This window comes from Isoptericola sp. NPDC056578, from assembly GCF_042793275.1.
Lineage (GTDB): Bacteria > Actinomycetota > Actinomycetes > Actinomycetales > Cellulomonadaceae > Isoptericola.
Map to the genome: position 1 here is coordinate 109,534 of NZ_JBHTVC010000001.1, position 25,502 is coordinate 135,035.

Below are 25,502 nucleotides of genomic sequence, written 5' to 3' on the forward strand. Positions count from 1 at the left end.
AGCGTAGCCGGGCCCGGGACCCGTGGCCCGTCGGGCGCGACGGGTGCACGATGACTCGCGTGAGCCCGCCCGAGAACCCCGCACGGTCGCGCCTGGTGCGCATGTCCGCACGCGACCCGCACGAGCCCGGCCGCACAGCGAGCACGCTGGAGCTGTTCTTCGACCTCGTGTTCGTGGTCGCGGTGAGCGTCGCGTCCGTGCAGCTGCACCACGCGCTCACCGAGGGGCACGTCGGGAGCGGGCTGGCGTCGTACGGCATGGTGTTCTTCGCGATCTGGTGGGCGTGGATGAACTTCACCTGGTTCGCCACGTCGTTCGACACCGACGACTGGCTCTATCGCGTGCTGACGATCGTGCAGATGTCGGGCGTGCTGGTGCTCGCGGCGGGGATCGAGTCGGTGTTCACCGAGCGCGACTTCACCGTCGTCATCGCCGGGTACGTCGTGATGCGCGCGGCGATGATCGCGCAGTGGCTCCGCGCGTCGGGCACGGCCGGACCGACGCGCGGAGCGACGCGGGCGTACGCGGCGGGCATCGCCGTCGTCCAGGTGTGCTGGCTCGCGCTCCTCGCGCTGCCCGAGTCCGTGCAGGGGGTGGCCTGGGTGGTCCTCGCCGCCGCCGAGCTGGCGGTCCCGGTGGCGGCGGAGACCCGCGGCCGCACGCCGTGGCACCCGCACCACATCACCGAGCGGTACGGCCTGTTCACGCTGATCCTGCTCGGCGAGAGCCTCCTCGCGTCGTCCAACGCCATCATCGAGGCGCTGCACGACGAGCAGGACCTCGCCTCCCTGGTCTCCGTCGCCGTGCTGACCGTCGTCGTGACCGCCGCCCTCTGGTGGGTCTACTTCTGGCCGCCCCACCATCGTGCCCTCGGCCACGAGGGTCGGCTGTCGCGCTCGCTGCGGTACGGCTACGCGCACTACTTCGTCTTCGCCGCGGCGGGCGCGTTCTCCGCCGGTATCGAGGTGGAGGTCGACGCGATCACCGGGCACACCGCGCTGTCCGACGTGGGGGCGTCGTTCACGGTCACCGTCCCGATCGCCGTCTTCGTGCTGGGCGTCTGGTGGATCGCGATCCGCGACAACGCCGACCGGGTGGTCGACACGGTGGTCCCGGTGGGCGCGCTGCTGGTGCTGCTCGACCCGGTGATCCCGGTCCCCGTCACGCTCACCGCGGTGATCATGGTGGCGGTCGTCGTGGTGCTGGTGCTGCACCCGCCGCTCAGCGAGCCGCGAGCTCCGCGAGCACGTCGGCGGCCGCGGCGGGGCGCACCAGCCAGCTGAGGTGGCTCGACGCGAGCGTGCGCACCGCGTAGGGGTTGTCGGGGGTGAGGGCGTCGCCCTCACGGATCAGCCGGTCCTGCATCGCGAGCGGCATGCTGGCGTCCTCGCTCAGCCGCACGTAGGCGCGGGGCACCGTGCCCCAGGTCGCGGCCTGCGCCCGGTCGTCCGGGGTGCCGGCGTCGAGGTTCTCGTCGGGCTGGAAGGTGTTGAGGAAGCCGCGGAACTCGTCGTCGGTGCCGTCGGCGAGGAACGCGGCCTTGAGGCCCGCGAGCACGTCCGGGTCGGCCGTTCGGAAGTTGCACCGCAGCAGGCCGACGTCGGCGGGGTTCGCCGCCGCGGCGCCCGCGACCGCGGTCGCGTCGAACGTCGCCATCTCCGGCTCGGCGTAGTAGTCGCCCACGTCGAGGTCCACCGGCGCCCACGCCGACACGTACACGAGGCGGTCGACGAGGTCGGGGCGGGCGTTCGCGACCGCGGTCACGGTGACGCCGCCGCGGCTGTGGCCGACCAGGACCACCGGCCCGTGCTCGCGCGCCCGCTCGAGGACCTCGATCACGTGCGCGGCGTTGTCCGCGAGGGTCACGCCCTTGATCGCCCCGGGTGCCGACGCGAGCCCGGCGAGGTCCTGCGGCGCCTGGTACTCCACCGGGAACGTGGCCGCGAACCCGTGGCCGGGAAGGTCGACGGCGAGGGACCGGTGCCCGCGCAGGGCGAGCTCGGCCTGCAGCGGCGCGAACGAGAAGGAGTTGGCGAAAGCGCCGTGGACCAGCACGAACGTGGGAGACATGCGCCGAACGTAGCGGAACGGGGGTCGGGGAGCAGTCCGGTGGGGCGCGCGCGATATGTACGTCCGTACACATGCCCGCTACGCTCCTCGCCATGACCACGGACCACTTCGCCGGAGACCCGCGCACCAACCACGAGCGCATGCTCGCGGGCGACCTGTACATCGCGGACGACCCGGAGATCGAGCGCCGCGCCCTGCGGGCCGCGCGGCTGCAGGACGAGTACGCGCGCACGGCGCCCCACGACCCGGCGGGCGCCCGCCCGGTGCTCGAGGAGCTGCTCGGCACCCTCGGTGAGGGCGCGGCGATCCGGCCGCCGCTGTACGTCGACTACGGCGAGAACCTGCACGTCGGGCCGCGGACGTTCGTCAACTACCACCTCACCGCGCTGGACGTGGCGCCGATCGTCATTGGCGCGGACTGCCAGATCGGCCCGAACGTGCAGCTCCTGACCCCCACCCACCCGGTCGAGCCGACCCCGCGGCGCGACAAGCTCGAGGCCGCGAAGCCCATCACGCTCGGCGACAACGTGTGGCTGGGCGGCGGCGTCATCGTCTGCCCCGGCGTCACGATCGGTGACAACTCCGTGATCGGTGCCGGCTCCGTCGTCACGCGCGACGTGCCCGCGAACGTGATCGCCGTCGGCAACCCCGCCCGGGTGGTGCGCAGCATCGCGGAGGACGGCGCCTGAGCGGCGCGTCGAATCGGCGCGTCGAATCGATACGAGAATCGCGGATACGATGCACCGCATGCCCGACCAGCTCCGCCGACGCCTGTCGCTGTTCTCGCTGACGCTGCTCGTGGGGCTCGGCATGTCGTCGTGGATCACCCGCACGCCCGACGTCCGGGACGCGCTCGGCGCGTCCACCGCGGGGATGGGGCTCGTCCTCTTCGGGCTGTCCGTCGGTTCGATGACCGGCGTGCTGTCGGCGGGGCCGATCGTGCGCCGCCGGGGAGCCCGCCCGGTGATCCTGGTCGGCTCCCTGCTGGTGGTGGCCGGCGTCGGGGTCATCGGCCTGGCCGCGGCCGCGGGCCTCGCGGCGGGGGCGTTCGCGGGGCTGCTGCTCGTCGGGCTGGGCGGCGGGCTCGGCGAGATCGGCCTCAACATCGAGGGCGCGGCCCTGGAGGTCGAGTCCGGGCGGCCGGTGCTGCCCGCGCTGCACGGCAGCTTCAGCCTCGGCACCGTCGTCGGCGCCCTCGTGGGCATCGCGCTCACGGCGCTCGACTTCCCCGTCGTCTGGCACCTCCTCGCCATGGCGGCCGTCATGGCCGCGCTCGTGGCCTGGGCGATGCCCGGGATCCCGGCGGGCACGGGCCGGGAGGAGGCACGGGAGGCGCGGGAGGCCGGCGCCCCGCGCGAGCGCCGCCCCAGCGTGTGGCGCGACGGGCGCCTCGTGCTCATCGGCGTCGTCGTGCTCGCGATGGCGTTCGCCGAGGGTGCCGCGAACGACTGGCTGCCCCTGCTCATGGTCGACGGCCACGGGATGTCGGCCACGCACGGCTCGCTGGTCTACGCCGGCTTCGCCGCGGCGATGACGGTGGGCCGGTTCTCCGGCGGGCCGGTGGTCGAGCGGTTCGGGCGCGCCGCGGTGCTGTCCGTGAGCGCCGTGTGCGCCATCGCCGGCATCCTCGCCGTGGTGTTCGCGCCGAGCCCGGTGGTGGCCGGCGTCGCGGTCGCGCTGTGGGGCCTGGGCGCGTCGCTCGGGTTCCCGGTCGCCATCTCGGCGGCGGGCGACGACCCGGAGCGCGGCGCCGAGCGGGTGAGCGCCGTCGCCACCAGCGGGTACCTCGCGTTCCTGGTGGGCCCGCCGCTGCTCGGCTTCCTCGGCGAGCACCTGGGGCTGCGGCTCGCGATGCTCGCCGTCGTCGTGCTGCTCGTCGTGGCGGTCTTCGCGGCCCGCGCGGCCGCGCCCCGCCCCCGGGTCACGCCTCCCGAGCAGCGAGCACCGCAGCCCGCTCGGCGTCGCTGAGCAGGATGCAGAACTCGTTGCCCTCCGGGTCGGCGAGCACCACCCAGCCGCCCTGGCCGTCCGGGCTGCGCAGGTCGGCCACCTGCGTGGCGCCGAGCGCGAGCAGGCGCTCCACCTCCTCTCCCTGCGTGCGGTCCGTGGGGCGCAGGTCGAGGTGCCCGCGGTTCTTCACCGTCTTGGGCTCGGGCACCTCGATGAACAGCAGGCGGCCGTGGCTCTCGGCGGGCGCGTCGTGGCCGGCCGGCGGCACGATCATGCACTCCTCGTGGCCGGGGAGGTTGGGGTCGCCCGGCACGTCGACGTAGCCGAGCACCTGCTTCCACCACTCGGACTGCGCATAGGCGTCGCGGCAGTCGAACGTCGTGTGCGAGATGCGTGAGGTCATCCCCGCATCGCACCACGACGACGCCTGGCGGTCCCGGCATTTTCGTCCGCGCCCACCTATCCTGCGGGCGTGAGTGCCGAGGTCAACGCCACCGTCTGGTCCGTCGTCGTCTCGGCGGTGATCTGCGGCCTGTGGGTGGCCTGGCTGGTGCACTCGCTGCGGGTGGACCGCCGCCGCCTGCGCAACGGGTTCCTCGCCCTCGCCGTCGTCTACACGGGCGTGGGGCTGGTGGGGCAGCTCTTCGCGCTGGTGCCCGGCGGCACGACCGCCATGGGGTGGCTCACGTTCCTGCTCTTCGGCGTCCTCGGCCTGGGTCTGCTCGCGCTGCCGGTCTTCCTCGTGGTCAACGGGCTGACGATGGTGCGCCGCGAGCGCCGCAGCCTCGGCAACCTCCTGTCGCTGCTGGTCGGGGTGGCGATGCTCGCCGCGCCGTTCGTCGTCGTCGCGCCGTTCGTGCTGCAGGTGCCCTGGACCATGGGGCTGGTGGTGGGCCTGCTGATGGGCACGGCGTGGCTCGGCTTCGTCTTCCTGGGCTTCGTGACCCAGACGCTGCTCTACCGCCGGTACGCGGCCCGGGTGCCCGCGCACGGCGTCGTCGTGCTGGGCTCCAAGGTGGTGGGCGGCCGGGTGCCGCCGCTCCTCGCGGCCCGCCTCACGGCGGGGCGGGACGCCGCGGACCGGCTGGGGTCCGACGGCGTCCCGGTGCCGATCGTCCCGTCCGGCGGGCAGGGCGCGGACGAGGACCGACCGGAGGGCGTCGCGATGGGGGAGTGGCTCGTCGACCACGGTGTGCCCGCCGACCGCGTGCTCGTGGAGGACCGGGCGCGCACCACCCGGGAGAACCTCACCCTCGGCGTCGCCGTCCTGCGGGAGCACGGCACGCCGGGCCCGTACCTCGTCGCGACGAACAACTACCACGCGCCGCGCGCCGCCATGGAGGCGATGGACCTCGGCCTCGACGTGCACGCGGTGGGCGCCCCGACGGCGGGCTACTTCTTCCCCAGCGCGTACCTGCGCGAGTTCGTCGCGGTGCTCCGCCGCCGCCCCGCGGTGCACGTCGTGGCGGCGGCGGGCATCGCCCTCGTGGTGGTCCTGGTGACCGTCGTCGCGGTGGCGGGCCTCTAGGCGAGTCCGACGCGACGGCCGATCCGGTCCGCCGGCCGGGTCAGAGCGCCTTCACCGAGCCTCCGTCGATGAAGTAGTCGGCGCCGGTGATGTTGCCCGCCGCGTCGGACAGGAGGAAGGCGATCAGCGCCGCGACCTCGTGCGGTTCGGTCATGCGCCCGGTGGTGATGCCGAAGGCCTCGGGGATCGCCTGCAGGAACGTGGCGTGGTCCACGCCCGACGCGGCGGCGACCGTCCCGCCGAACCCCTCGGGGTCCTCCCAGATCGCCGTGCGCACGACCCCGGGCGAGACGGTGTTGACGCGCACGCCCTGAGGCCCGAACTCCTCCGCCAGGGACTTGCCGACCGCCGTCAGGGCGGCCTTGGCCGCGCTGTAGGCGACGGGAGCGGCGGCCGGCAGCTTGGAGTTCATGGAGGAGACGTTGACGATCGCCCCGCGTCGCTCGACGAGGCTCGGTAGCGCGGCCCGGGTGGCACGGACCGCGCTCAGGAGGTTGAGGTCGAAGACCCTCGTCCACCGGGCGTCGTCGGTGTCGAGGAAGCCGCCCAGGTGGACGTCGTCGCCGGCCCCGACGTTGTTGACGAGGAGGTCGATGCCGCCCAGCGCGAGGGAGGCCTCGCGCATGAAGGCGTCGACTCCGTCCGCCGTGCTCAGGTCGGCAGCGACGGCGACGGCCCCGGTCTCCTTGAGCTCGGGCGTGATGGTGCGGGCCGCGCCGGCGACGCGCACGCCCTCGGCGACGAGGGCACGCACGGTCGCCAGTCCGACTCCCCGGCTCGCGCCGGTGACGACGGCCGTCTTGTGGGTGAGGTTGAGCTCCATGACGATGACCTTTCTTGAACTGTAGGTACACAACTGAGGTAGGACGAGCGGCTCGACGTCCCCGGGCGGGGACTCAGATGATGGCGAGGGTCGCGTCGATCACGCGGTCGAGCCGGCCGGGTCCGTCGGAGACGCGAGCGATGACCCGCATCCCCACGACGGTGTTCATGAGCAGGCTGCCGAGCGCCGCAGGGTCCCTGTCCGCGGCGACCTCGCCGGTTCGCTGACCCTCCTCGATCAGGGCGCGGAACGCGAGCTCCGTGCGATCGAGCATGCGGCGCACGTGCGCCACGGCCTCGGGGTCGACGCCGGCGAGCTCCGCGGCGGCGTTCACCGCCATGCAGCCGCGGTGGTCAGGGTCGGCCAGGTCCATGGCGGCCAGGGCCCGCAGGGCACTGCCGAGCCGCTCCCGCACGGGCCCGGGCCTCTCGAGGGTCTCCATGAGCGCCGCCGTCTGCGTGTCTCGGTACCGGCGGAGCGCCCGCTCGAAGAGCGCGTGCTTGCTGCCGAACGCGTGATAGAGGCTCCCCTTCCCGATGCCGATCGCGTCCACCAGGTCCTGAGGGGTCGTGGCGCCGTATCCCTGGCGCCAGAACACCTCCATCGCCTGGTCGACGGCGGTGTCCGGGTCGAACGTCCTGGGTCGTGCCATGGGCGACACTCTACCCCCGTTTTGTACCTCAAAGTCAACAACGCCGGACGCGCTCCCCGCGCCGCTCACCGCCCGGGCGCTCGAGGAGGCCCGGGCGGTGCTCGTGCCGGCCCGCCGTCCGGACGAGCCGGCCGACGCGCGGTGTCAGCCCACGAGAGCCGGCTCGTCGTCGGCGTCGGGGACGGCGGCCAGGTGCCGGCCCTCCTCCTGCCCGGCGCGCTGCCGCGGGATGCACAGGACGATCGCCGCGCCGACGGCCGCCGCGGCGGCGCCGATGACGAAGCAGAGCTGGAACGCGCCCCCCGTCGGGACGGCCGGGGTGCCCGGGGCCAGCACGGTGGTGTGGCTGGTCAGCACGATGGCCATGACCGCCCCCGCCACCGTGGTGCCCATGGAGCGCATGAGGCTGTTCAGCCCCACGCTCGCCGCGGACTCGGCGGCGGGCACGTTGGTGAGGATGAGGGTGGGCATCGCGGCATAGCCGATCCCGACGCCCGCGGACGCCACGCACGAGGCGAGCATGAGCTGCCACGGCGCGTCCATGAGGAAGACCGCCACCACGTAGCCGAGCGCGAGGACGCCCGCGCCGATCGCCAGGGTGGTGCGACCGCCGAGCCGGGTGAGCAGCCGGGACGAGACCGGCGTGAAGAGCATCATCATGAGGCCGGCCGGGGCCATCCACAGGCCCGCCTGGAGGATGGTCTGGCCCAGGCCGTAGCCGGTGGCCGTGGGCATCTGGAGCAGCTGCGGCACCACGATCGACTGCGCCATCATGCCGAAGCCGATGAGGACGGCGGCCACGTTGGTGAGCAGCACGGGCCGGCGGGCGGTGGTGCGCAGGTCGACCAGGGGGTCGTGGTGGCGCAGCTCGTACCAGCCCCACAGCAGCAGGACGACGACGCCGCCCACGATCATGCCGAGGGTGCTCGCGGCGCCCCAGCCCCAGTCGTTGCCCTTGGAGACGCCGACCAGCACGCCGACGAGGCCGACGGCGAGCCCGAGGGCGCCCACGACGTCGAGGCGGCCGGGGTGGGCGTTGCGCAGGTGCGGGACGACGACGAGGGTGCCGATCGTCATGACCGCGGCGAGGGCGGCCGAGACCCAGAACAGGACGTGCCAGTCGAAGTCCTGGGCGATCCACGCGGCCAGGGGAAGGCCGAGCGCGCCGCCGACGCCGAGCGTGGCGCTGATGCCGGCGACCGCGGTGTTGCGCAGGTGCTCGGGCGCCGCCTCACGCACCATGCTGATCGCGACGGGGATGTAGCCCATGGCCACGCCCTGGAGCACGCGGCCCACGATCATCGGGCCGACGGCGTCGGACAGGGCGCAGACCAGCGAGCCCACGACGAGGATCGCGGCGGACACGGCCAGGACCGGCTTCTTGCCGTAGAGGTCGGCGAGCCGCCCGGTGACCGGCATGGCGACGGCGCCGCCGAGGAGCGTGGCGGTCACGACCCAGGACGCGTTGCTGGCGGTGGTGCCGAGCAGCTCGGGCAGCTCGCTCTGGATGGGGATGACCAGCGACTGCATGAGGGCGGCGCACAGGCTGCTGAAGCCCAGCACGACGATGACGGCCACCGCGCGGGCGGAGGACCGTGACGCCGTGGCGGCGTCGGGGGACGGGGAAGAACTCACGGCACACCTCGAGATGTGTAAAGTACATATGACTGTGTGTATGCTACCTGCATATTGACCCGCGTCAACCCTGGAGGGAATCCGATGCCGCCCGTGACACCGTCGTCCGCGACGTCGCCCGTCGTCCCCGACCTGCCCGAAGGCCCCGTCCCGTCCGGTGCCGACCTGCCTGCCGACCGTCGCGTCGCGTCGCTCCTCGCGCGCCTCGACGTCTACCGGCGCCTCGCCGAGCACCGCAGCGCGATCGGCGTCGCGGACGGACGGCTGCTGTGGCTGCTCTCCGACGGTCGTCCGCGCACCCTGCGGGAGATCGCCGAGGCGCTCCGGCTCGAGCAGTCCACGGTGAACCGCCAGGTCAACGGGGCGCTCGCGGCCGGTCTCCTGCGCCGGTTCACCGAGGCCGGCCGGTCCGCGCGGCTCGTCGAGCCGACCGAGGAGGGTCGCGCGCGATTCGAGGAGGCGACGAGCCAGGCGCTCGGCGCGTACGCCGACGGTCTCGCCGCCCTCGGTGACGACGTCGACACCTTCCTCGAGCTGTTCGCCCGGTTCGCGGACGCCTACGGCGACGCGGTCCGCGAGCCGTAGCGCCGGGCGCCAGGGTGTGACCCACGTCACCGCGAGCCAGCGGGTGCCGTCCGACGTTGGAGGCGACGGATGGATCACCGCGGGGCCGACGACGGCCCGGCGCCGACGCCCGCCGAGCCTCCTCGACCGGCGCCCGCAGGGCAGGCCGTGACCCGTGGGGAAGGAGGATGCGATGAACTGCTACGAGTGCGCCACGCGCGACCGGCGGGAGAGGGTGGCGCTGGCGAGCTGCTCCACGTGCGGGGCCGCGGCCTGCCTGGAGCACGCGAGGGTCGGCGCGGCCGTGATGCACGAACAGACGCCGGGCAACCCGACCCTGACCCGGCTGCCGGGGCGGCGGCTGTACTGCGTGGTCTGCGCCCCGCCGGGGTCGGTGACGCCCGAGGATGCCGTGCGGTCGGCGGGCGAGGTGCCGGCGCCCTGACGCCGATGCCGCCGGCAATTCCAGATCCTGCCCGATTTCGGGCAGGATCTGGCATGTCGGGAACGAGGGGCGCATGATGTCCCGGTGACCGACGCCGATCTCGTCGCCCGCATCGCGACCTCCACGGGCCTGTCCCCGGCGGAGGCGGAGCGCGTCGTCGAGGACGTCCTCGCCTGGTACCGCGAACCGGTCGAGGAGTACGTCCGTCGCCGGCACGCGTCGCTGCGCACCTACGGGCGCCGCAACGAGGAGATCTACGCGCAGATCGCCGCCGAGCTGCGCGAGCGCCTCGTGGCCGCCCCGGAGCTCAGCGAGCGCCAGGTCCGTCGCACCATCTACGGCTAGACCCCCACGGCAAGGAGCAACCAGACCCATGTGCGGAATCGTCGGCTACGTCGGCCCCCAGCAGGCAGCACCCGTCCTCGTCGAGGGCCTCACGCGCCTGGAGTACCGCGGCTACGACTCGGCCGGCATCGCCGTGCTCAACCCGCGCTCCAGCGCGCACCCGTCGCGCGTCGTGCGGGCCAAGGGCCGCGTGCGCGACCTCGAGGCCGCCCTGCCCGCGCGTCTCGCCGGCACGGTCGGCATCGGCCACACGCGCTGGGCGACCCACGGCGAGCCGAGCGAGCGCAACGCCCACCCGCACACCTCCTACGACGGCCGCGTGCACGTGGTGCACAACGGCATCATCGACAACTTCCACGCGCTGCGCTCGCGCCTCACCGCCGAGGGCGTCGAGCTCACCTCCGACACGGACACCGAGGTCATCGCGCACCTCGTGGCGCGCGAGCTCGCCGGCGGGCTGGCTTTCGAGGACGCCGTGCGCGCCGCCGTCGCGCAGATCGACGGCACCTACGCGCTCGCGGTGACCGACGTGCAGAACCCGGACCGGATCGTCGTCGCGCGCAACGGCTCGCCGCTGCTGCTCGGCGTCGGCGACGGCGAGATGTTCGTGGCCTCCGACGCCGCGGCGATCGTGCGCCACACCAGCCAGGTCGTGCTGCTCGACGACGGCGACTTCGCCTCCGTGACGGCCGACGGGTTCCGCACCTTCACGAACGACGAGGAGCACACGGCGCGCGACGCCGTCACCATCGACCTCACCGTCGAGGAGCTGGAGCTGGGCGGCCACGCCCACTTCATGCACAAGGAGATCCACGAGCAGCCGGAGACGGTGGAGCGGATGCTGTCCGGCCGCCTCGACGACCGGTTCGGCACCGCCAAGCTCGACGGCCTCAACCTCGACCCGCGCCAGCTGCGCCGGTTCACCCGCGTGAAGATCCTCGGCTGCGGCTCCGCGTACTACGTGGGCCAGCTCGGGGCGTCGATGATCGAGGACCTGGCGCGCATCCCCGCCGACGCCGAGCCCGCGAGCGAGTTCCGCTACCGCAACCCGATCATCGAGCCGTCCACCCTCTACGTGGTGGTGAGCCAGTCCGGCGAGACCGCCGACACGCTCTTCGCCGTCCGCGAGGTGCAGCGCAAGGGCGGCACCGTCGTCGGGCTCGTCAACGCCGTCGGGTCGTCCATCGCCCGCGAGGTGGACGGCGGCATCTACCTGCACGCCGGTCCCGAGGTGGCGGTCGCGTCGACCAAGGCCCTCACGCACATGGGCGTCGGGTTCGCGCTGCTCGCGCTCGCGCTGGGCCGCGTGCGCGACCTGTCCTTCGCGGACGGCAAGCGGATCATCGCCGGCCTGCGGGCGATCCCCGGGCAGATCGCGCAGATCCTGGGCGACGAGGAGGACCTCGCCGCGGCGGCGAAGGAGCTGTCCGAGGCGCCGAGCCTGTTCTTCATCGGCCGCGTGCGGGGCTACCCCGTGGCGCGCGAGGGCGCGCAGAAGTTCAAGGAGATCACCTACCGGCACGCCGAGGCGTACCCGACCAGCGAGCTCAAGCACGGCCCGCTCGCCCTCATCAGCCCCGAGCTGCCGACCGTCGCGATCATGCCCGCCGACGACCTGCTGGAGCGCAACATCACCGCCGCGCAGGAGATCCGTGCCCGCGGGGGCGCCGTCGTCGCGATCACGCACCCGGGCGTCGAGCTCGGCGACGCCGCGACCGCGCGCATCGAGGTGCCGCGCAACGAGGTGGAGCTGGACCCGATCCTGCTGACCATCCCCACCCAGCTGCTCGGCTACCACGCGGCCGTCGCCCTCGGCGAGGACGTGGACCGGCCGCGCAACCTCGCGAAGTCCGTCACCGTCGAGTGACGGCGGCGGCGGGGGTGGTGCGGCGGCTCGCGGTGGAGGTCAGCCACCGACCTCGTCGAGGAGCTGCCGCACCCCCTCGCCGTCCATCAGGCCGATGACGTTGCCCGCCGGGTCGGTGAACCAGGCGCCGTCGCCGCCCTCCATGAAGCCGCGGGCGACGCCCTTCTCGTCCTGGTCGAAGCCGTCGTAGCGCTCCAGGCTCACGCCCTTCGCGACGAGGTCGTCCACCACCGGGTCGACGTCGTCCACCGCCAGGTGGAAGACGGTGAACGCCGCCGGGGTGTGGTCCTCCTTCGGGTACACGAACACCGGGGAGCTCGTGTCGAGGTGGAGCACCAGGCCCATGCCGTCGTCCAGGGTCGTGACGCGGAGCCCGAGGGTGTCCGCGTAGAAGCTGCGTGCCGCGTCGAGGTCGTCCACCGAGAAGCTGGAGAACCCGCGCCGAGTCGTGACCATCGCCGATCCACTCCCTTGTGACCGCCGGTCCCCGGGCGTGGGGAGCCGCCACGAGGGTGCCGGACCCCTCCAGGATCCGTCCGTCGGCGGCGCCACGCCGCTGCCCGGCCAAGATGGTGCGGGTGAAATGGTGCGGGCGGCGTGGGTGTCGTCACGCCGGGTCGGGCTGGTCCTCGATCTGCACGGCCTTGAGCTCCGGGGTGAAGGCGAACAGGCCGCCGTCCTGGGTGCCCACCCACCAGCCGCCGCACTGCAGCGTCGCGTCCTGCTCCTGGCCGGTGGCCCACCAGTCCGCCTCGAGCGTCGAGCCGGTGCGGTAGTCGTCGGCGGTGAGGGTGCCGCGCGCGGGCTTCGCGACGAGCGGGTGGTCGGCGTCGACGGACGTGCAGTCGGACGGCAGGGACGTCACGTCGGCGTCCATCGTGAGGATCACCTCGTCGCCGGTGGTGCGGAAGACGCCCTGGACGTCGGAGGCGTCGTCCGGCACCCAGGAGGGCAGCCCCTCGTCGGCCTTGCCGTCCGCGCCGCTGTCGTACGCGAACGCCTTGGTGTGGCCGGAGCCGCGCTCGCTCAGGGCCTCCGTGATCGCGCCGCACGCCGTCGTCGTGACGGCGACGACGGAGGCGAGGGCCAGCACGCCGACGCCGCGGTAGCGGCGCACGGGGGACGTGGTGACCGCCGAGACGTCGGCGCGGTCGGCGCGGTGGGTGCTGTGGTGGTCGTGGTGGTTCTCGTGCTGCGTCATGTCCTCGACGCTACGAACGCGCAGGTGGTGGCGTCGTCGGCCTCGGAGGGGAACCTCGCCGGCGACGCGTACGACCACGGGAGGACGGCGGGCTCAGGGCCGGCTCAGGGGTTCACCGGAGGGATCACCCGAGGAACTCGCGCACGAGCGGCGTCGCGACGGCCTCGCCCTCGTGGAAGTACGCGTGCCGCAGGCCCGGCAGCACCTCGACGCGGGCGCCGGGGATCCGCTGCCCCAGCAGGTCCGCGTTCACCGCGGGGGCGAGCACGTCGTCCGCGCCGTGCAGCACCAGCGTGGGCGCCAGCACCCGGGGCAGGGCCTCCCACGCGTCGTGGCCGTCGCTGGCGCGCAGGTGGTCGCGCCGCGCCTGCGGCGACATGGAGGGGTCGCCCTCGACGGTCGTCGGGCCGGGGTGCGCGGCCACCCAGCCCGGCGTGTACATGAGGTCCAGCAGGGCGCGCCGGGCCGCGCGCCGGTCGGGCTGCACCATCGCGCGGCGCACCTCGAGCGAGCGCTCGACGGCGTGCGCGCCGCCGGGCGTCGTGCAGCCCAGCACGAGCCGCCCCAGCCGGTGGGGGTGGTCGACGGCGAACCACTGCGCCACGCGGCCGCCCATCGACGTGCCGTAGACGTCCGCCCGCTCGACGCGCAGGTCGTCGAGGACGGCGGCGACGTCGCCCGCGAGACGCCGCGTGCTCAGCTCGCGGTCGGTCGGGCCGGACGCTCCGGTGCCGCGCCAGTCCAGGGTGATCGTGCGGCGCCCGGCGCCGAGCCCGGCGCGCACCGGGTCCCACCAGCGGTGCGAGTTCGCCTGCCCGGCCAGCAGCACCAGCGGCGGCCCGTCGCCTCGCACCTGATAGGCGATCTCGGCGGCGTCGTCGGCGATCGCGTGCGGCACGGTCACAGCGTAGGGCGCCGGTCGAGGCGCGCGGCGACGGCGGCGGCGGTGACGGCGACGGCGGTGGTGACGGTCGCCAGCCCGACCACCCCCGCCCAGCCGGCGTCCTCCCAGACGTGCGTCGCGACCGCACCCATGACGGCGCTGCCCACGTAGTACGCGAAGAGGTACGCGCTCGACGCCTGGGCGGTGCCGCGCCCCTGGCGGTGCGCCCGGTCCACGGCCCAGCCGCTGACCAGCGAGTGCGCGCAGAAGAAGCCGACCGTGAGGATCCCCAGCCCGGCGACGACGGCCACGACGGAGGGCGGCACGGTCACCGCGGCCCCGACGGCGAGCAGCACGAGGCCGGCGACGACGGCCGGACCGCGCCCGCGGCGTCGGGCCAGGAGCTGCGCGACGGACGGCGTGACGATGCCGACCGGGTACGCCAGGTACACGAGCGTCACCGCGTGCCCGAGGGAGAACGGCGGCGCCTCCAGCCGGAACGCGACCGCGTTGTAGACGCCGACGAACGTCCCCATGCTCGCGAAGCCGACGGCGCACAGCAGTGCCACGACCGGGTCGCGGAAGGCCGACGCCGTCCCCGTCAGCACGCTGCCGAGCCGCAGCGGCCGCGGCGTGAAGCGCGCCGAGCGCGGCACGAGCGCCCACAGGGCGACGGCGGCGAGGAGCGTCGTGACGCTCAGCACCTCGGTGGCCAGCGGCCACCCGCCGAGCGCGGCGAGCGGGCCGGGCACGAGCCGGCCGACGGCGCCGCCCACCGCCGTGCCCGCGATGTAGGCGGCGTTGGCGCGGGCGTGCGCGCCGGGGTGCATCTCCTCGCGCAGGTAGGCGAGCGCGACGGCGGGCAGGCCGGCCAGCGCCACGCCGGCGAGGCCGCGCAGCACCAGCAGGCTGCCCCAGGTGGGGGCGAAGGCGCTCGCGAGCCCCAGCACGCCCGAGGCGAGCAGCGACCAGCGCATCACCTCGACCCGCCCGAACCGGTCCGCGACGGGGCCGACCGCGAGCAGCGCGACCGCCATCGCCGCCGTCGTCACCGACAGCACCTGGGCCGACGCGCCCGCCGAGACCTCGTAGTGGGCGGCGACCTGCGGCAGCAGCGGCTGCACGTAGTAGAGCAGGGAGAAGTTCGCGAGCCCGCCCGCGGCGAGCCCCAGCAGGGTGCGGCGGTACGCCCGCGACCCGGGGCGGTGGCCCTCGAGCCGGGCGGTGTCGCGCGCCGACGTCGGCGTGGGCGGGGCGGTGGTCACCGGTCCACGATGCGCCCGCCGTTCCAATGCGCCAAATGATCCCGACGCCGGTCGTGATGACAGAATCGCATCAGATCGCGGGACGTGAGTCACGGGAGGTGACGTGGACGAGCAGACCCTGCGGGTGTTCCTGTCGCTGTGCGAGACGGAGAGCACGCGCGACACGGCGGCGCTGCTGCGCGTGGACCAGTCGACGGTCTCGCGCACGCTCGCCCGGCTGGAGGCGGGGCTCGGCGTCGAGCTGTTCCGCCGGCACGGGCGCCGGATCGCGCTCAACCGGGCCGGCGTGAGCTTCCGCGGCGACGCCGCGCGGGTGCTCGACGAGATCGAGGTGGCGCGCCGGCACGTGCGCCAGGAGGCGCTCGGCGCGCGCACGGTGCGCCTCGGCTTCCTCCAGTCCGTGGCGCGGTGGCTGGTGCCGCGCGTCGTGACCGAGCTGCGTCGTGACGACCCGGACCGCCGCTTCGAGCTGCGCCAGGGGTTCGCGCAGGACCTGTTCGGCTGGCTCGACGACGACGTGCTCGACCTCGCGCTCGTCACGCCCCCGCCGCCCGCCCGCACCACGGGCTGGCGGCTGCTGCACGAGCAGGTGCTGTGCGTCGCCGTCCCGCCCGGGCACCGGCTGGCGGGGCGCACGGGCGTGGGCGTCGGCGAGCTGGCGGGGGAGCGGTTCGTCGCGTTCTCCCGCACGACCGAGCTGCGCGGCGTCGTCGAGGGCATGCTCGGCGCCGCCGGGGTCGAGGTGGAGGTCGCGTTCGAGTCCAGCGAGGTCGACACCATCCGCGGCCTCGTCGCCGCGGGGATGGGTGTGGCTGTGCTGCCCCGGCCCGAGCGGCCCGACGCCGCCGACCCGGTGTACGTGCCGCTGGAGCCGCGCACCACCCGGCGGCTCGGCATCGCCTGGGCCGACGGCGCTCGCCCGCCGGACGCCGTCACCGCCGTCTGACCGCCGCCGACGGCTACGCTGCCGTTGCCCGTCCTCGCGCCCCCGGAGGTGCCCGTGCTGCCGTCGCCCGACGAGCTGCGCACGCTGCAGCGCCGCACGCTGACCGTCGTCGTCGCGAGCCAGGTGCTCGGCGGCGCAGGCCTGGCCGCGGGGGTCACCGTGGGCGCGCTGCTCGCGCAGGACATGCTGGGCACGGACCGCCTCGCCGGGGTGCCCACGATGCTGTTCACGCTCGGTTCGGCGCTGGCGGCCTTCCTCGTCGGGCGGATCACCCAGCGCGCCGGCCGCCGCGTCGGCCTGGGGCTGGGCTTCGCGGCCGGCGGTCTGGGCGCGGTCGGCGTGGTCGTGGCCGCGGCCCTCGGCGCCGTCCCGCTGCTGCTGGTGTCGCTGTTCGTCTACGGCGCGGGCACGTCCACCAACCTCCAGGCCCGGTACGCCGGCACCGACCTCGCCGCACCGGACCGCCGCGCGACGGCGGCGAGCGTCGCGATGGTGTCCACGACGCTCGGTGCGGTGGCGGGGCCGAACCTCGTGGAGCCGCTGGGCGGGCTGGCGACGTCGCTGGGGCTGCCCGCGCTCGCCGGACCGTTCCTCCTCGCGGCCGTCGCGTTCCTCGCCGCCGGCGGCACGCTGTTCGCCTTGCTGCGGCCCGACCCGTTCCTCGTCGCCAAGGCGCTGGCGCGCGCGGACGTCACCGAGCCCGGGGGGCCGGACGACGCGTCGCCGCGCACCGCGCGGCGCGTGCCCGCCGGCGTCGTCGTGGGTGCCACGGTCATGGTGCTGACGCAGATCGCGATGGTCGCGATCATGACGATGACTCCCGTGCACATGCGCGGTCACGGCCACGACCTGAGCGACGTCGGCCTCGTCATCGGCATCCACGTGGCCGCGATGTTCCTGCCGTCGCTGGTCACGGGAGTGCTGGTCGACAAGGTCGGGCGGTTGCCGATGGCGGTCGCGTCGGGCGTGACCCTGCTGCTCGCGGGGATCACCGGAGCCGTGGCGCCGGGTGACTCGATGGCACTGCTCGTGCTGTCGCTCGCGCTGCTCGGGCTGGGGTGGAACTTCGGCCTCATCGCGGGCACGGCGCTCATCGTCGACGCGACGACGCCCGCCACCCGGGCCCGCACCCAGGGCACGGTCGACGTGCTCATCGCCCTCGCCGGAGCCGGCGGGGGTGCGATGTCAGGGGTCGTGATGGCCGGATCGAGCTACGCCACGCTGGCCCTCGGCGGCGGCGTCCTGTCGCTGCTGCTGATCCCGGTGCTGTTCCTCACGCGGAGGCCGTCGCGGGCGTCGGCGTGAGCGCGGAGAGCGAGCCGGCGAGGCCCGCGACGGCGCCCGGCACCGCGCGGTAGTACGCCCAGCGCCCGCGCTGCTCGCGCTCGAGCAGGCCCGCCTCGACGAGGATCTTGAGGTGGTGGCTGACGGTCGGCTGCGCCAGGCCGACCGGCTCGGTGAGGTCGCAGACGCACGCCTCGTGGCCCTCGTGGGCGGTCACGATCGACAGCAGCTGCACGCGCGTCGGGTCGGCGAGCGCCTTGAACGTGCGGGCGAGGTCGCGCGCCTCGGCGACGTCCACCGGGGGAGCGGCCGTGCCGCAGCAGCCGCCGTCGGTGGACACGGGCGTCAGCGGCAGGTCGATCGTCGTCATGCCTTCATCTTGCCACGCATCGAAGAATGTGGATACGTTGTCCCCGTTCAGTCATCGAAGTTCATCGATACGAGGGAGTGCGAGATGGTCGAGACGGTGCGGAGCGAGCTCCCGGTGGTCGTGATCGGCGCGGGCCCGGTGGGCCTGGCGGCGGCGGCGCACCTGCTGGAGCGCGGCCTCGAACCCCTGGTGCTGGAGTCCGGCGAGAGCGCCGGCGCGGCCGTCGCCTCGTGGGGGCACGTGCGGCTCTTCTCGCCGTGGCGGTACGACGTCGACGCCGCGGCCCGGCGGCTCCTGGAGCCCACCGGGTGGACCTCGCCCGACCCCGACGCCCTGCCGACCGGCGGCGAGCTCGTCGAGGGCTACCTCGCCCCGCTGGCCGCGACCCCGCAGATCGCGTCCCGGCTGCGCACCGGCACGCGTGTGCTCGCCGTCGCCCGGGACGGGGCGGACAAGACCCGCTCGCTCGGCCGTGAGCGCCGCGGCTACCGGGTGCGGACCATGGACGCCACGGGCCGCGTCGCCGACGTCCTGGCCCGCGCCGTCGTCGACGCCTCCGGCACCTTCTCGACGTCGAACCCGCTCGGCGTCAGCGGCCTGCCCGCGGCCGGCGAGGCCGACGCCGCGCCGTTCGTCACCGGGCCGCTGCCCGACGTCCTGGGCGCCGACCGCGCCCGCTTCGCCGGGCGGCACGCGCTGGTCGTCGGGATGGGCCACTCCGCGGCGAACACCCTGCTGAGCCTCGTGGAGCTCTCCGAGTCCGAGCCCGGTACGACCGTCACGTGGGCGATCCGCGGCGGCTCCGCGCGCCGTCTGTTCGGCGGCGGCGCCGACGACGAGCTGCCCGCGCGCGGGCTCCTCGGCACCCGGCTGCGCGAGGCCGTCGACGCCGGCCGGCTGCGCCTGCTGACCCGGGTGTCGATCGAGCAGCTGGTCCCCGGGGCCGACGCCGTGCAGGTGCTCGGCACCGCCAAGGACGAGCCGCTGGCCCTCGAGGTGCACGCGATCGTCGACGCGACCGGCTTCCGGCCCGACCTGGGCATGCTGCGCGAGGTGCGCCTCGACCTCGACCCCGTCGTCGAGGCCCCGAGCGCGCTCGCGCCGCTCATCGACCCGAACCAGCACTCCTGCGGCACGGTGCCGCCGCACGGCGAGGCGGTGCTGCGCCACCCCGACGACGGGTTCTACCTCGTCGGCATGAAGTCCTACGGCCGGGCCCCGACGTTCCTCCTGGCCACCGGGTACGAGCAGGTGCGCTCCGTCGCCGCCGCGCTGGCCGGCGACCGGGCCGCCGCCGACGCCGTCGAGCTGGACCTGCCCGCCACCGGCGTCTGCTCCAGCGACCTGGCGCTGGCGGCCGACGGCGAGTCGTCGGCCGGGTCGTGCTGCGGCACCGCCCCGGCGGAGCCGCAGCTCGTCACGCTGGGCGTCGGCGCGCCCGCCGGGGTCGGCTTCGCCTCCGGCGTCGCGCACGGCCGATCCGGCGACGGCGAGGACGCCTGACGGCGGCAGCGGGGTCAGTGGGCGACGGGGTCGACGCCCAGGGACGCGAGCAGCCCGAGCACCCGGCGCCGGATCTCGTCGCGGATGGGGCGGACGGCCTCGATGCCCTGGCCGGCGGGGTCGTCGAGCTCCCAGTCCTCGTACCGCTTGCCGGGGAAGATCGGGCAGGCGTCGCCGCAGCCCATGGTGATCACGACGTCGGACGCCTGGACGGCGTCGGTCGTGAGCACCTTGGGCTGCTCGGCGGTGATGTCGATGCCGGCCTCGGCCATGGCCTCGACGGCGACGGGGTTGATGCGGTCGGCGGGCATGGAGCCGGCCGATCGCACCTCGACGGCGCCGCCGGACAGGGCGCGCAGGTAGCCCGCGGCCATCTGGGAGCGGCCGGCGTTGTGCACGCAGACGAACAGGGCGGCCGGCCGGGCGCCGTCGTCGGGGAGGGTGGACATGCCCTCATATTGATCGACGTCGATGCGCGACGCAAGGGCGCGGCGCGCCGGGCTCAGGACTCCGGCTCCACCGGCCCGTCCTCGCCCACGGCGAGCTCGCCGCAGCTCGTCCCCTGCGCCGTGACGACCACGGGGTCGTCGGGGCCGGCGCCCTCCGCGACCGTCGACGCCTCGCCGTTGGACGCCGCCAGCGCACCGTCGTCCAGGTCCACGAACGTCCGCTCGACGGTGAAGGAGCCGTCGGCGGACGTCGCGTTCAGGCCGGCGAGGTGCAGCGCCCCGTCGACCTCGGTGCAGCCGACCCCCGTGCCCTGGCCCGTGAAGCCCTTGTCGAACGTGTAGGGCGCGCCCGCGAGGTTCTGCGTCGCGGCGAGGTCGCAGTCGGCGGCGGAGAACAGCAGCACCTCGCGGCCCGTGTCGACGAGCGCGATCGGCGCGGTGTCGTCGCCCGCCGCCACGACGTTCACGACGGCGGACGCGCGCTGAGGGCTCGCGGAGTCGACCGCGACCGAGAAGGTGGCGCCGGACGCCGTCGTGATCCCGAACCGGCGGTCGGCGCCCCCGGTGAGCCATGCGGTGTCGGCCTCGCCGTCGCCGTCCACGTCGACCGTCTCGTGCGTGTCGGCGCCCTCCGGCGTGCCCTCGTCGGTCTCGGCGCAGCCCGCGGCGCCGGTCGTCGTGGGCGAGGCGGAGGGGTCGGGGGAGGCGTCCTGGGTCGCGGTCGCGGTGGGGGGCGGCGACGCGGCCGTCGCGCCGTCGCCGCCGTCGTCCCGCACGACCAGCCAGACGACGACGGCGACCACCACGACTGCGGCGAGCACGATCACCCGCCAGGTCCAGGGGTTGCGGGCGGGGGCGGGGTCGGGAGAGTCGCTCATGTTCCCCAGGCAAACACCGTCAGGCGGGGTCGTGCACCTCGTGAGCCCCGTGCAGGCGGGCGTGCAGGTCGCGCACCTCGTCGGCGAGCTCGGGCGCGGGCCCGCGCGTGGGGATCCCGGGCGCGACGTCGCCCACGGGCAACGGGGTCACCGGCCCGGGTGCCACGCCCCACTCCTGGAGCCACGCGGTGAGCTGGGCCGTGCTGGTGGCGTACACGATGGGGCCGAGACCGACCCAGGCGTGCGCCGCGCTGCACATCGCGCAGTGCTCGCCCGACGTGTACGCGGTGGCGCCCGCCCGCTCCTCGGGCGTGAGGTGCGCGGCGGCCCAGCGGGCGATCTCGAACTCGGGATGGCGGGTCTGGTCGCCGCCCTGCACGCGGTTGCGGTCCTCGAACACGACGGCGCCGGTCACGTCGACGAGCAGCGAGCCGAACGGCTCGTCGCCGTCGTCCAGCGCCTCGCGCGCGAGCTCCACGCAGCGGCGGAGGAACGGCAGGTCGGCGTCGGTCGTCGCGGACGGCTTCTGGTATCCCATGCGGCCCATCATGCCTCGCCGCGGGCGTCGCCGGCGGGCGGTGCGGGAGCGTCGTCGAACAGCGCCAGCTGGGCCTGGACGGCGGCGCCGACACGCGCGACGTCGTCGGTGGCGAGCAGGTCGAGCAGGGCGCCGCGCAGCAGGGCGAGGATCGCCGTGCGGCGGCGGGCGCCGGCCTCCGACTCCCGTTCGCCGGCGGGCTGGTGGGCCGCGAGCAGGGCGAGCCAGTCGTCCACCGTGCCGCGGGCGAAGCCGTGCCACGGCCCGTCGGCCGCGCCGAGCGACCGGGTGTAGGACTCGGCCCACAGCCGCAGGAGGGGCCGGTGCTCCGGGTCCGCCAGCCACTCCCACACGTGCCGGCCGGCGTCGGCGAGTCCCCGTCTGTCGCCCCGGTGGTCGAGGAGGGCGGTCTCGTCCTCGCGCGCGCGGGCGAGCACGGCCCGGAGCAGGCCCTCCTTGCTGCCGAACAGCAGGATCAGCACCCGCGGGCTCGATCCCACCGCCGCCGCGAGGGGACGCAGCGAGAGGTCCGTCAGCCCGTGCTCCAGCGCGTAGCAGTACGCGGCCTCGAGCAGCTCGGTGCGGCGGGGGGAGGGGGGTGGTGCCTGGCGCGTCATGGGGGCTAACCTAGCGGACGAGTGAAACGGTCGTTTCAGTCCGGTGGCCGAGGGGTCGCCGACCCGATGTGAGGAGGGGCCATGACCGGGACGGTCGTCCGGCATGCCGTCGTCGTCCGGCCCGCGGACCGGCCGGGGGACCTCGGGTGGATCGTGCAGACCCACGGCGAGGTGTACCACCGCCAGTTCGGCTGGGACGCGGACTTCGAGGTGCTCGTGGCCCGGATCGTGGCCGACTACGCGAGCGCCCACGACCCCGCGCGCGAGGCCGCGTGGATCGCTGAGGTGGACGGCCGGCGCGCGGGCTGCATCCTCCTGGCGGCCGACCAGGAGGACGGCGTGGCGCGGCTGCGCCTCCTGCTCGTCGTGCCGGAGGCGCGCGGCCACGGAGTCGGTGGCCGCCTCGTCCAGGAGTGCCTGCGATTCGCCCGGGAGGCCGGCTACCGGCGCGTCGTGCTGTGGACCAACGACGTGCTCGCGTCCGCCCGGCACCTCTACCAGGCGGCCGGGTTCGCGCTGGTCGACGAGCAGCCGCACCACAGCTTCGGGCACGACCTCGTCGGCCAGACCTGGGCGCTCGACCTCACCTGACCCGCCTCACGACCGCCGGCGCAGGGCGGGGTCGTCCTCGTTCGCCTCGAGCGCGGCGATGAGCGTGCGCGCGTCGTGCGGCCCGCGGTGCCGGTCGCCGTCGAGGAAGAACGTCGGCGTGCCGCGCGCACCGCTGGCCGCCGCGCTCGCCGCGTCGTCGCGGACGCGCGCGTGCAGGGCCTCGTCCGTCATGTCGTCGTCGAACCGTCCGAGGTCGAGGCCGATCTCGGCGGCGTGCTCGCGCAGGTCGTCGGGCTCTAGGCGGGACTGGTGCGTGAACAGCCGGTCGTGCATCTCCCAGAACTTCCCCTGCCGGTGCGCGGCCTCGGCCGCGACGGCGGCCAGGTAGGCGTGCGGGTGCACGTCCTCCAGCGGCAGGTGCCGCACGACGTACCGCACGCGGTCGCCGAAGTGCTCGCGCAGCTCGGCCCCCATCCCGGTCGCGCGGGCGCAGAACGGGCACTCGAAGTCGAGGTACTCGACGACGGTGTGCGCGGCGTCGGGGTCGCCCTTCGCGTGGTCGCGCTCGGGGTCGACGGCGGGGGTGAGGGTGACGGGCAGGTCCGCGCTCGCCTCGCCGTACCGCACGCGGGCGACGGTGAAGATCGCCCACCCCAGCAGGGTGGACAGCACCATCGCGATGAGGATGCCGACCGTCGCGGCCTGCCCGGCGGGCGTGCCGTCGAACGCCAGGTCCACGACCAGCAGCGACACGGTGAACCCGATGCCGGACAGGGCCGCACCGCCGAGCACGCTGCCCGGGCCCACGCCGTCGGGCAGCCGGCCGAGACCCGCGCGGACGGCGCCCCAGGTGCCGAGCCCGATGCCCACGAGCTTGCCCACGACCAGCCCCGCCACGACGCCCCAGGTGATCACCGACCCGAGCGCCGCGCCGAGCGCGCCGCCCCGCAGGTCGATCCCGGCGTTGGCCAGCGCGAACAGCGGCACGACGACGAGGGACACGGGCCCGCGCAGCACGTCGTGCAGGCGGTGGTTGACCGAGATGGACCGGGCCAGGCCGACGCGGGCGTTGCGCGCCACGCTGGCGCTGGGCGACTGCCAGTAGTCGCGGAACAGGCTCTTGGCCTGGAGCACGTCGTCGCGGCGTGTGGCGACCGCCGGCACCAGCAGCCCGGCGAGCATCCCCGCGATCGACGGGTGGATGCCCGCCTGGACGGTCGCGCCCCACAGCACCACGACGACGAGGACGTACGGCGAGCTGCGCCACTCCCGCATGCGGCCCAGCAGCCACAGGACGCCGAGCGCGGCGAGGGCCACGAGGAGCGGGGCGAGCCGCACGTCCTCGGAGTAGACGACGCCGATGATGCCGACGGCGAGGAAGTCGTCCACCACGGACAGCGTGAGCAGGAAGACGCGCAGCTGGCTCGACATCGCCGGCCCGACCAGGGCGAGCACGCCCAGCAGGAACGCCGTGTCCGTGCCGACGACGACGCCCCAGCCGTGCGGGTCGGCGTGCCCGGCGACGGCGAGGAAGACCAGGGCGGGGACGATGACGCCGAGCGTGCCCGCCACGAGGGGCACCAGGCGCTGGCTGCGCTGCCGCAGCGACCCGATCGCGAGCTCCTGGCGGACCTCGAGGCCGACGACGAAGAAGAACAGCACCATGAGGCCGTCGTTGACCCAGTGGTGCAGGTCCATGTCGAAGCGCAGGTCGCCGACGTCGACGTGGATCGGCAGCTCCCACAGGTGCTCGTACCAGCCCGACAGGGGCGAGTTCGCCCACACCAGGGCCAGCAGCGTCACGCCCACGAGCAGCAGCGCCGCACCGGACTCGGTGCGCAGCCGTTCGGCGAGCGCGCGTGCGGCCATGCGTGTGTCTCCCGTCCGTCGTGGATGCGGGTCCGCGAGGAGCCTATGACGCTCGCGGCCGTCGGTCGCGTGGACCGGCGCCGTGGCCCGCGCGGGAGGAACAGCGCTCAGCCGGTCCGTGTTCCCAGCCACGGCGCCAGGACGTCCTCGCGCCCCAGCCAGCGCAGCCCGCCGTCCGCCACCTCGTCGCCGGTGGCCAGGGCCTCGCCGAAGGCGTCGAGGATGCGGTCGTGCACCCCGCGCGCGTCGCGCGGCTCGCCCGCCCCCACCACGAGGATGCGGGTGACGGGCGGGTGCCCGGCCGCGACCTCGTCCCACGTGCCGAGGTCGGCGACGCACAGGGCGCCGCCCGCGCCGTCCCACAGGCACGCGGAGTCGGGCCGGTTCGGCACGTGGAAGACGCCGCGGCTGCGGACCGGCCCGGTGCCGAGGTCCTCGACGTGGGCCAGCAGCCGCTCCGGGTGGAACGGCCGGTCGCTGCGCAGGAGGAGGCTCCAGCTCCGGTCGCGGGGGTCCTTGGCGCGCCGGCGGGCCCCGCGCGCACCGAGGGGGTGGGCGCGGCGCTCGGCCGCGGCGGGCGCGTGCGAGCGGGCGGCGAGCGCGACCGGGTCGAGGTCGTGCAGGCCGTCGACGCGGTGGCTGTCGACCGCGCGCAGCCGGTCGACGAGGCCGCCGCCCGTGGCCGAGCCGCCGGTCGTGACGACCACGTCCACCTGTTCGAGCTGGGCCGCGAGGGCCTCGCCGACGGGCCGCTGGTCGTCGTCGGTGAGCGCGAGCCCGCGCTCGTCGACCAGCTCGTCGCCGAGGAGGTCGGCCTCCAGGTCGTCGAGGTCGACGACGCCGACCGTCGCGGCGAGCCGCAGGTCCTCGAGCGCGCCTCCCGGCTCGGCCTGGGCGGCCATGGCCCGGGCGACCGGGAGCGGCTCGGCGGTGACGGGCAGGGCGAGCACGAGGTGGGCCCAGCGGCCGTCGTCGGCGAGGCGGGCGAGCGCCGGCACGGCGTCCTCGCGCACGCTGCACGAGACGCACGCGTGCTCCAGCGCCACGGTCTCGTCCTCCAGGACGCCGGTCGCGTCGACGACGACGCGGCGCAGCGCCCCGTCGTCCGGGAGCAGGTCGTGCCGCACGACGACGACGTCGGGCGCGCCGAGCGTGAGGCTCGCGGCGGCGGCGTCACGCAGCACGGGGTCGACGGCGACGAGCACGCTCAGCGCGGGCGGGACGGGGGCGTGCGGGCGGTCGGGAATCACGGGCACCTCCGGCGGGTT

At 74.9% G+C, this 25,502-nt stretch carries 28 protein-coding genes; 12 read left to right on the plus strand and 16 right to left on the minus strand.

Annotated elements, in window-relative coordinates:
* Window positions 1-50 precede the first annotated feature (50 nt).
* Window positions 51-1,283, plus strand: coding sequence for a low temperature requirement protein A (locus ACFQ80_RS00520; protein ID WP_430562153.1), 1,233 nt, complete (start codon window positions 51-53; stop codon window positions 1,281-1,283).
* Here ACFQ80_RS00520 and ACFQ80_RS00525 read toward each other — a convergent pair.
* On the minus strand, window positions 1,222-2,070 hold the full coding sequence (locus tag ACFQ80_RS00525; RefSeq protein ID WP_430562154.1) for an alpha/beta fold hydrolase: 849 nt from the start codon (window positions 2,068-2,070) through the stop codon (window positions 1,222-1,224). The genes ACFQ80_RS00520 and ACFQ80_RS00525 overlap by 62 nt on opposite strands.
* 92 nt (window positions 2,071-2,162) lie before the next feature.
* Between ACFQ80_RS00525 and ACFQ80_RS00530 the strand changes: the two genes are divergently transcribed.
* Both ACFQ80_RS00530 and ACFQ80_RS00535 read left to right on the plus strand, forming a co-directional pair.
* Window positions 2,163-2,759 (plus strand): sugar O-acetyltransferase, encoded by a 597-nt coding sequence (locus ACFQ80_RS00530; protein ID WP_430549320.1) that lies wholly within the window; start codon window positions 2,163-2,165, stop codon window positions 2,757-2,759.
* 58 nt (window positions 2,760-2,817) lie between these two features.
* The gene (locus ACFQ80_RS00535) at window positions 2,818-4,038 is read left to right on the plus strand and encodes an MFS transporter (RefSeq protein ID WP_430562155.1); all 1,221 of its coding nucleotides are present in this window, start codon (window positions 2,818-2,820) and stop codon (window positions 4,036-4,038) included.
* On the opposite strand, the gene ACFQ80_RS00540 is transcribed toward ACFQ80_RS00535, so the two are convergent.
* Complete coding sequence (locus tag ACFQ80_RS00540; protein ID WP_430562156.1) at window positions 3,992-4,423, minus strand: VOC family protein; 432 nt, start codon at window positions 4,421-4,423, stop codon at window positions 3,992-3,994. The genes ACFQ80_RS00535 and ACFQ80_RS00540 overlap by 47 nt on opposite strands.
* Window positions 4,424-4,492: 69 nt before the next feature.
* Here ACFQ80_RS00540 and ACFQ80_RS00545 point away from each other — a divergent pair, with 69 nt between their 5' ends.
* A complete protein-coding gene (locus ACFQ80_RS00545) occupies window positions 4,493-5,548 on the plus strand; it encodes a YdcF family protein (RefSeq protein ID WP_430562157.1) in 1,056 nt (351 codons plus the stop codon).
* Window positions 5,549-5,588: 40 nt separating this feature from the next.
* Here the strand turns inward: ACFQ80_RS00545 and ACFQ80_RS00550 are convergent, their stop codons facing one another.
* From ACFQ80_RS00550 to ACFQ80_RS00560, 3 genes are all read right to left on the minus strand, one after another.
* Window positions 5,589-6,371, minus strand: a complete 783-nt coding sequence (locus tag ACFQ80_RS00550; protein WP_430562158.1) for an oxidoreductase — start codon at window positions 6,369-6,371, stop codon at window positions 5,589-5,591.
* Between the two features lie 73 nt (window positions 6,372-6,444).
* A complete protein-coding gene (locus tag ACFQ80_RS00555) occupies window positions 6,445-7,023 on the minus strand; it encodes a TetR/AcrR family transcriptional regulator (RefSeq protein WP_430562159.1) in 579 nt (192 codons plus the stop codon).
* A 144-nt stretch (window positions 7,024-7,167) separates the two neighbouring features.
* Window positions 7,168-8,658 (minus strand): MFS transporter, encoded by a 1,491-nt coding sequence (locus ACFQ80_RS00560; protein WP_430562160.1) that lies wholly within the window; start codon window positions 8,656-8,658, stop codon window positions 7,168-7,170.
* A 93-nt stretch (window positions 8,659-8,751) separates the two neighbouring features.
* Here ACFQ80_RS00560 and ACFQ80_RS00565 point away from each other — a divergent pair, with 93 nt between their 5' ends.
* The 4 genes from ACFQ80_RS00565 (at window position 8,752) to glmS (ending at window position 11,879) form a co-directional block, all read left to right on the plus strand.
* Entirely contained in the window at window positions 8,752-9,243 is a 492-nt protein-coding gene (locus ACFQ80_RS00565; protein WP_430549313.1) for a MarR family winged helix-turn-helix transcriptional regulator, read from the plus strand.
* A gap of 172 nt (window positions 9,244-9,415) precedes the next feature.
* Window positions 9,416-9,667, plus strand: a complete 252-nt coding sequence (locus ACFQ80_RS00570; RefSeq protein ID WP_430562161.1) for a hypothetical protein — start codon at window positions 9,416-9,418, stop codon at window positions 9,665-9,667.
* Between the two features lie 84 nt (window positions 9,668-9,751).
* Window positions 9,752-10,012, plus strand: a complete 261-nt coding sequence (locus ACFQ80_RS00575) for a hypothetical protein (RefSeq protein WP_430549311.1) — start codon at window positions 9,752-9,754, stop codon at window positions 10,010-10,012.
* A 28-nt stretch (window positions 10,013-10,040) separates the two neighbouring features.
* Window positions 10,041-11,879, plus strand: coding sequence for a glutamine--fructose-6-phosphate transaminase (isomerizing) (glmS, locus tag ACFQ80_RS00580; protein ID WP_430549310.1), 1,839 nt, complete (start codon window positions 10,041-10,043; stop codon window positions 11,877-11,879).
* A 39-nt stretch (window positions 11,880-11,918) separates the two neighbouring features.
* Here the strand turns inward: glmS and ACFQ80_RS00585 are convergent, their stop codons facing one another.
* From ACFQ80_RS00585 to ACFQ80_RS00600, 4 genes are all read right to left on the minus strand, one after another.
* A complete protein-coding gene (locus ACFQ80_RS00585; RefSeq protein WP_430549309.1) occupies window positions 11,919-12,335 on the minus strand; it encodes a VOC family protein in 417 nt (138 codons plus the stop codon).
* A 151-nt stretch (window positions 12,336-12,486) separates the two neighbouring features.
* Window positions 12,487-13,080, minus strand: a complete 594-nt coding sequence (locus ACFQ80_RS00590) for a hypothetical protein (RefSeq protein WP_430562162.1) — start codon at window positions 13,078-13,080, stop codon at window positions 12,487-12,489.
* Window positions 13,081-13,204: 124 nt separating this feature from the next.
* Entirely contained in the window at window positions 13,205-13,978 is a 774-nt protein-coding gene (locus tag ACFQ80_RS00595) for an alpha/beta fold hydrolase (protein WP_430562163.1), read from the minus strand.
* A gap of 2 nt (window positions 13,979-13,980) precedes the next feature.
* Window positions 13,981-15,228: an MFS transporter gene (locus ACFQ80_RS00600; RefSeq protein WP_430562164.1), complete on the minus strand. Its 1,248-nt coding sequence runs from the start codon at window positions 15,226-15,228 to the stop codon at window positions 13,981-13,983.
* Window positions 15,229-15,331: 103 nt separating this feature from the next.
* Between ACFQ80_RS00600 and ACFQ80_RS00605 the strand changes: the two genes are divergently transcribed.
* Both ACFQ80_RS00605 and ACFQ80_RS00610 read left to right on the plus strand, forming a co-directional pair.
* On the plus strand, window positions 15,332-16,174 hold the full coding sequence (locus tag ACFQ80_RS00605; RefSeq protein ID WP_430549305.1) for a LysR substrate-binding domain-containing protein: 843 nt from the start codon (window positions 15,332-15,334) through the stop codon (window positions 16,172-16,174).
* A gap of 24 nt (window positions 16,175-16,198) precedes the next feature.
* The gene (locus tag ACFQ80_RS00610) at window positions 16,199-17,479 is read left to right on the plus strand and encodes an MFS transporter (protein ID WP_430562165.1); all 1,281 of its coding nucleotides are present in this window, start codon (window positions 16,199-16,201) and stop codon (window positions 17,477-17,479) included.
* Here the strand turns inward: ACFQ80_RS00610 and ACFQ80_RS00615 are convergent.
* A complete protein-coding gene (locus ACFQ80_RS00615; RefSeq protein ID WP_430549303.1) occupies window positions 17,448-17,828 on the minus strand; it encodes an ArsR/SmtB family transcription factor in 381 nt (126 codons plus the stop codon). The genes ACFQ80_RS00610 and ACFQ80_RS00615 overlap by 32 nt on opposite strands.
* 84 nt (window positions 17,829-17,912) lie before the next feature.
* Here ACFQ80_RS00615 and ACFQ80_RS00620 point away from each other — a divergent pair, with 84 nt between their 5' ends.
* The gene (locus ACFQ80_RS00620) at window positions 17,913-19,331 is read left to right on the plus strand and encodes an FAD-dependent oxidoreductase (RefSeq protein WP_430562166.1); all 1,419 of its coding nucleotides are present in this window, start codon (window positions 17,913-17,915) and stop codon (window positions 19,329-19,331) included.
* A 14-nt stretch (window positions 19,332-19,345) separates the two neighbouring features.
* Here the strand turns inward: ACFQ80_RS00620 and ACFQ80_RS00625 are convergent, their stop codons facing one another.
* Genes ACFQ80_RS00625 through ACFQ80_RS00640 form a run of 4 tightly spaced genes read right to left on the minus strand, consistent with a single transcriptional unit; the run spans window position 19,346 to window position 21,813 of the window.
* A complete protein-coding gene (locus ACFQ80_RS00625) occupies window positions 19,346-19,780 on the minus strand; it encodes an arsenate reductase ArsC (protein ID WP_430562167.1) in 435 nt (144 codons plus the stop codon).
* A gap of 53 nt (window positions 19,781-19,833) precedes the next feature.
* The gene (locus ACFQ80_RS00630) at window positions 19,834-20,658 is read right to left on the minus strand and encodes a hypothetical protein (protein WP_430562168.1); all 825 of its coding nucleotides are present in this window, start codon (window positions 20,656-20,658) and stop codon (window positions 19,834-19,836) included.
* 19 nt (window positions 20,659-20,677) lie between these two features.
* On the minus strand, window positions 20,678-21,196 hold the full coding sequence (locus ACFQ80_RS00635; RefSeq protein ID WP_430562169.1) for a nucleoside deaminase: 519 nt from the start codon (window positions 21,194-21,196) through the stop codon (window positions 20,678-20,680).
* 8 nt (window positions 21,197-21,204) lie between these two features.
* Complete coding sequence (locus ACFQ80_RS00640; RefSeq protein ID WP_430562170.1) at window positions 21,205-21,813, minus strand: TetR/AcrR family transcriptional regulator; 609 nt, start codon at window positions 21,811-21,813, stop codon at window positions 21,205-21,207.
* Between the two features lie 81 nt (window positions 21,814-21,894).
* Here ACFQ80_RS00640 and ACFQ80_RS00645 point away from each other — a divergent pair, with 81 nt between their 5' ends.
* On the plus strand, window positions 21,895-22,404 hold the full coding sequence (locus tag ACFQ80_RS00645) for a GNAT family N-acetyltransferase (protein ID WP_430562171.1): 510 nt from the start codon (window positions 21,895-21,897) through the stop codon (window positions 22,402-22,404).
* 6 nt (window positions 22,405-22,410) lie between these two features.
* Here the strand turns inward: ACFQ80_RS00645 and nhaA are convergent, their stop codons facing one another.
* Window positions 22,411-24,234 (minus strand): Na+/H+ antiporter NhaA, encoded by a 1,824-nt coding sequence (gene nhaA / locus ACFQ80_RS00650; protein ID WP_430562172.1) that lies wholly within the window; start codon window positions 24,232-24,234, stop codon window positions 22,411-22,413.
* A 107-nt stretch (window positions 24,235-24,341) separates the two neighbouring features.
* Window positions 24,342-25,484, minus strand: coding sequence for a GTP-binding protein (locus ACFQ80_RS00655; RefSeq protein ID WP_430562173.1), 1,143 nt, complete (start codon window positions 25,482-25,484; stop codon window positions 24,342-24,344).
* Between the last annotated feature and the right edge of the window lie 18 nt (window positions 25,485-25,502).